The organism is Sulfurimonas sp., assembly GCF_023229105.1.
Taxonomy (GTDB): domain Bacteria; phylum Campylobacterota; class Campylobacteria; order Campylobacterales; family Sulfurimonadaceae; genus Sulfurimonas.
Map to the genome: position 1 here is coordinate 1 of NZ_JALNZY010000113.1, position 4,167 is coordinate 4,167.

The window sequence follows — 4,167 nt, forward strand, 5'->3', positions numbered from 1 at the left end:
TTGCAGTGTTATGTCCATATAATCACAACAATCTTTTATATACTGCTCAGGAAACTCTCCGTCAAATCGTTTAATAAGACTAATTCCTTCATCTCTTGTGATATCTCCGTTTCTAACCTCTTGTGACGAGTCATAAGTTGCTCTTCCAATACCGAATTTGATAGTTGTTGTGTGGTAGTGTAGCCAATCTATTTTATCATCAAGCGAACTGTATTTGCTAAAACTTCCTTCCGTTCTGTGGTCGTTTGGCATAAAATCAGTATTTTCAATAGAGTAGTAATATGTCTCTTGTGGGTGCCATTTTACATAATACCCCAAGTAGTGAACAGTTGTCCCTGTTTTTTCTATCTCATAGGGATTGACAGGAAAATATGCCTCAAGGTCTGAGAGTTTAAAGCCAAAGTCATGAATGAGATCCTTTGCCGGAACTCCTCCAAGGACTAAATCTTCAATACTAAGCTCAGCACTATAATACTTAGGATCTCTCGTTGGTTTTTCATTATCTTCAATAGCATTGCCATATTCTGCTTCATTTTCTCCAAAAATTACTAACGGAATATCCAGTAAAACCGAAAGTCTTGGTGCAAGATTTTTTTGCCCTAAAATAAAAGGCTGAAATGGATGTCCAAGATTTAAAAATGCATTCTTCGTTAAAAATCTATGAAGCTTTTTATTTTGATTATAGGTGTAGTTTGCAAATCCTGCGTTAAGCCAAGAGTCAAAATTTCTCCTGCCTATATCGGTATAAAGAGCCGGCGGCCACGTGATTAGAATAGGGTTCATGTTATATTTGTACTTAAGCATATGAGCGGCTTGGACGCTGTCTTTACCGCCGCTTCCCGGAACTACAACATCATATCTGCCGTCGTTCCTTCTATATTTATTGCAAAGTTCAATAAGCTCTTTCTCTCTTATCTGCCAGTCTATGCTCTTTTTCATCTCTGCGTATCTGCATGCTTCGCATATGCCGTCATCGCCAAATGCAAGAGTTCTCTTTTTTTCACCCTCTTTTTGTTTGAACTCAACGGTAGAAGATGGCCGCTGGTTGTTCATGGTACATTTTTTACAAAATTTTACTTCAAGAGGAAGCCCGTATTTTCCAAATAGTTCGCTCATGCTCTTCTCCTATAACTCTATAAAATTTTTAAACAGTTTGATACCGGCTTCACGGCTCTTTTCCGGATGGAATTGCACCCCATAAAGATTGTTTTGCTGAAGAGACGAGACAAACTTATGCCCTTCATACTCCGTTAATGCAACGATATTTGTATAATTTACCACCTCGTAAGAGTGCATAAAGTAAAACTCCTCATTTTCCAAACCATTTAAAAGTCTATTTGATTTTACAACATCAATTTTGTTAAAACCCATATGCGGCACCTTCGCATCTACTATCATAGGCTTTACTTCGGCGTTTATAAGAGCCAGACCTTTAGTTTTTCCATACTCAAACCCGAGAGTTGAGAGTATTTGCATGCCTAGACAGATGCCGAGTGTTGGTTTTGTTGTCGCAGCAATTTTTAGTGCATCAAGCAAACCGCTCTTTTGCAGTTCCTGCATCGCATCTTTAAAGCTTCCAACTCCGGGAATAACCAGTTTTTCAACAGATTCCAGCTCCTCTTTTGTATTGATAACTTTAACCACGCCGCCTGCTTTTTCAATCGCTTTTTTGATACTATGGATATTTCCGGCGATTCCATAGTTGATAAGTCCGATAATATTGCTCATTTTGAAACCTCTATACCGTTAAGTCCTAAATACTCTTTGATATCTTTTATTGTAAATTTGTCATAGTGAAGCAAACTGGCAATGGCAACACCGCTTGGTTTTGCGTACTCTATAAGCTCTTTTATATCTTCAAGACTGCCTGCACCGCTTGCAACTACTACCGGTATATTTACACTCTCAACTACTCTTTTTGCGAGTTCTATATCAAAGCCTCTTTGTCTCCCGTCGGTATCTACACATTGAAGAAGTATCTCGCCAGCGCCTCTTTGCTCTACCTCTTTTGCCCACTCTATAACATCTTTGCCTGATTGGATTCTTCCGCAATCCGTATAGCACTCATACCAATGTTCCCATTTTTTGGCTTCAATATTTATAACAACCGCTTGATTTCCAAAAATCTGTGCAGCCTGATTGATTATATCTGGATTATCTTGAACGGCAAAAGTGTTTAATATGACTTTATCAGCCCCAACGTGAAAGAGTTTTGAAAAGTCATCAATTGTCTTTACTCCGCCGCCAACGCCAAAGGGAATAAAGAGCTCATTTGCCGTTTTTTCTATCTCATCAAAAAGTATCTCTCTTTGGTATAGTGAAGCAACTATGTCTATATACATAACTTCGTCTGCACCTTGTTCATAATATTTTTTAGCTAGTTCTGTTGGCAATCCCATCTTTCTCAAGCCTTCAAAATGGACAGGCTTTACAACAAAAGGAGGTTTTACATCCAGTTTTGCAATTATTCTTGTTCTCATATTTTCCCCTCAAACTCTATGTTATAAAACGATTTTTTTAAAATATTATTCAAATCGGCTTTTTTAATCTCTTCTATTATTTTCAAACTGGCACATCCGTCTCCGTAAGGGTTTTGAACATTTTTTAGCGTCTCTTGAAACTCCTTTGAGTAGAGTTTTTTAAATGCTTTTTTTATTGCTTCTTTGTTCGGCTCGCAATCTATTACGCTGTTGGCTTTTATACGCCCTTTTTGTCTCTCACCGATGTTTATAGTTCCTATTTTAAAGCTAGGAGCTTCTGCCAAACCGCTAGAACTATTGCCCACCATCGCATCTACAAACTGTAAAGCGCTTAAGTATCTCAGTTGTCCAAGTGATGTAAAGCAAACTGCTTTATGAGAGTTTTTAGATACATACTCTTCAATCATTTGATTTATAACTCTTCCATCGCTGTCGCTATTTGCTTTTGTAAAGATTATATTTGTGTTTTGAACTTCATCTATAGCATCTAAGAGTTCTTGAAATTGTTCTTTCGCGGTAGCATTTTCAAGTGTAACCGGGTGAAAAGTCACTAAGAGATTTTTTTTATTTAATTTAAAATCAATTGATTTCTCAAACTCTTCTTTACTTAATAGTTTCAATCTTTTTATATTTTCTATTCCCATTCCGCCGACATTAAAAACTCTATTTGGATGCTCCCCAAGTTGTATGACTCTGTTTTTGTATTCCTCTGTAGCTGTAAAATGTAAATAACTCATCTTTGTGATGCTATGTCTTATTGCTTCATCAAATGCGCCCTCAGTTGTCTCTCCTCCGTGAAGGTGAGCTATGGGGATACGCGCTATCATAGCGGCGCTAGCGGCACTAAACATCTCGTATCTATCGCCCAAAACCACTACAATGTCGGGTTTTAACTCTTCATAAGCCTCTGCAAAACCTATCTGGGCCAAACCCATTGATTTAGAGATTCCAACTGAGGTGTCCGAAGAGAGAAGCATCTCTATTTTTTTATCAATCTTAAACTCTTTGTCTACCTCTTTGTATGTTAGTCCAAACTCAGGACTTAAATGCATTCCAGTAACTACAATCTGAAGCTCTAAATCTTTGTCGGCTTCTATCTCTTTCATTAACCAATAGAGCAAGCCATATTCAGCACGAGTTCCTGTTACTACACAAATTTTTCTCTTCATATCATCTCATCTTCTTGATAATCTTTGGTTGCAATAGTTCCGATAATCTCATCCCATCTCATTGGGCTTATCCCATTGCCGGGTCTTTTAATTGCTAGCTTATCTTCACTAAGCTCTTCGCCTTTTTTGATCCTACAAGCTGCGACAATTGATTTTCTGGCTACCTGCATATTTGGTATCTCACTCTTGCTTGGTTTTTTGATGTTGCTTCCAAGTGCGAGTTCAATATTTCTTATAGCTTTTACCATCTCTTTTAGCTCCTTTGGTTCAAGAGAAGCTTTGTGGTCTGGTCCTTCCATAGTCTTATCAAGCGTAAAGTGCTTTTCTATGCAACTAGCTCCAAGCGCAACTGCGGCAATATCAACCTCTATGCCCAAAGTATGATCGCTGTAGCCGTAAGACACATCAAAAGTATTGCCTATAGTAACCATGGCATTAAGGTTTACATCCTCCATCGGTGTCGGGTACATGGTGTTTGCATGTAAAACTATGACATTCTCTTTTTTTGTCCCAGCTTC

General features: G+C 38.1%; 5 protein-coding genes. All 5 read right to left on the bottom strand.

Annotated features, from left to right (window positions below; genetic code table 11):
- On the bottom strand, positions 1-1,116 hold a 1,116-nt coding region (locus tag M0Q17_RS10770; RefSeq protein WP_295086722.1), incomplete at its 3' end, for an N-acetyl sugar amidotransferase.
- Positions 1,117-1,125: 9 nt separating this feature from the next.
- A complete protein-coding gene (gene hisH / locus M0Q17_RS10775) occupies positions 1,126-1,728 on the bottom strand; it encodes an imidazole glycerol phosphate synthase subunit HisH (protein ID WP_295086724.1) in 603 nt (200 codons plus the stop codon).
- Positions 1,725-2,480: an imidazole glycerol phosphate synthase subunit HisF gene (locus tag M0Q17_RS10780; RefSeq protein ID WP_295086725.1), complete on the bottom strand. Its 756-nt coding sequence runs from the start codon at positions 2,478-2,480 to the stop codon at positions 1,725-1,727. The genes hisH and M0Q17_RS10780 overlap by 4 nt, the downstream gene beginning before the upstream one ends.
- Complete coding sequence (gene neuC / locus M0Q17_RS10785; protein ID WP_295086727.1) at positions 2,477-3,649, bottom strand: UDP-N-acetylglucosamine 2-epimerase; 1,173 nt, start codon at positions 3,647-3,649, stop codon at positions 2,477-2,479. Before neuC ends, M0Q17_RS10780 begins: the two co-directional genes overlap by 4 nt.
- Positions 3,646-4,167: N-acetylneuraminate synthase family protein (locus M0Q17_RS10790; protein WP_295086728.1), on the bottom strand; the 522-nt coding region annotated here is incomplete at its 5' end. The genes neuC and M0Q17_RS10790, both read right to left, overlap by 4 nt.

Coding starts and splice junctions, on each gene's coding strand:
- hisH (WP_295086724.1), bottom strand. CDS start 1,728: ATGAGCAATATTATCGGACTTATCAACTATGGAATCGCCGGAAATATC.
- M0Q17_RS10780 (WP_295086725.1), bottom strand. CDS start 2,480: ATGAGAACAAGAATAATTGCAAAACTGGATGTAAAACCTCCTTTTGTT.
- neuC (WP_295086727.1), bottom strand. CDS start 3,649: ATGAAGAGAAAAATTTGTGTAGTAACAGGAACTCGTGCTGAATATGGC.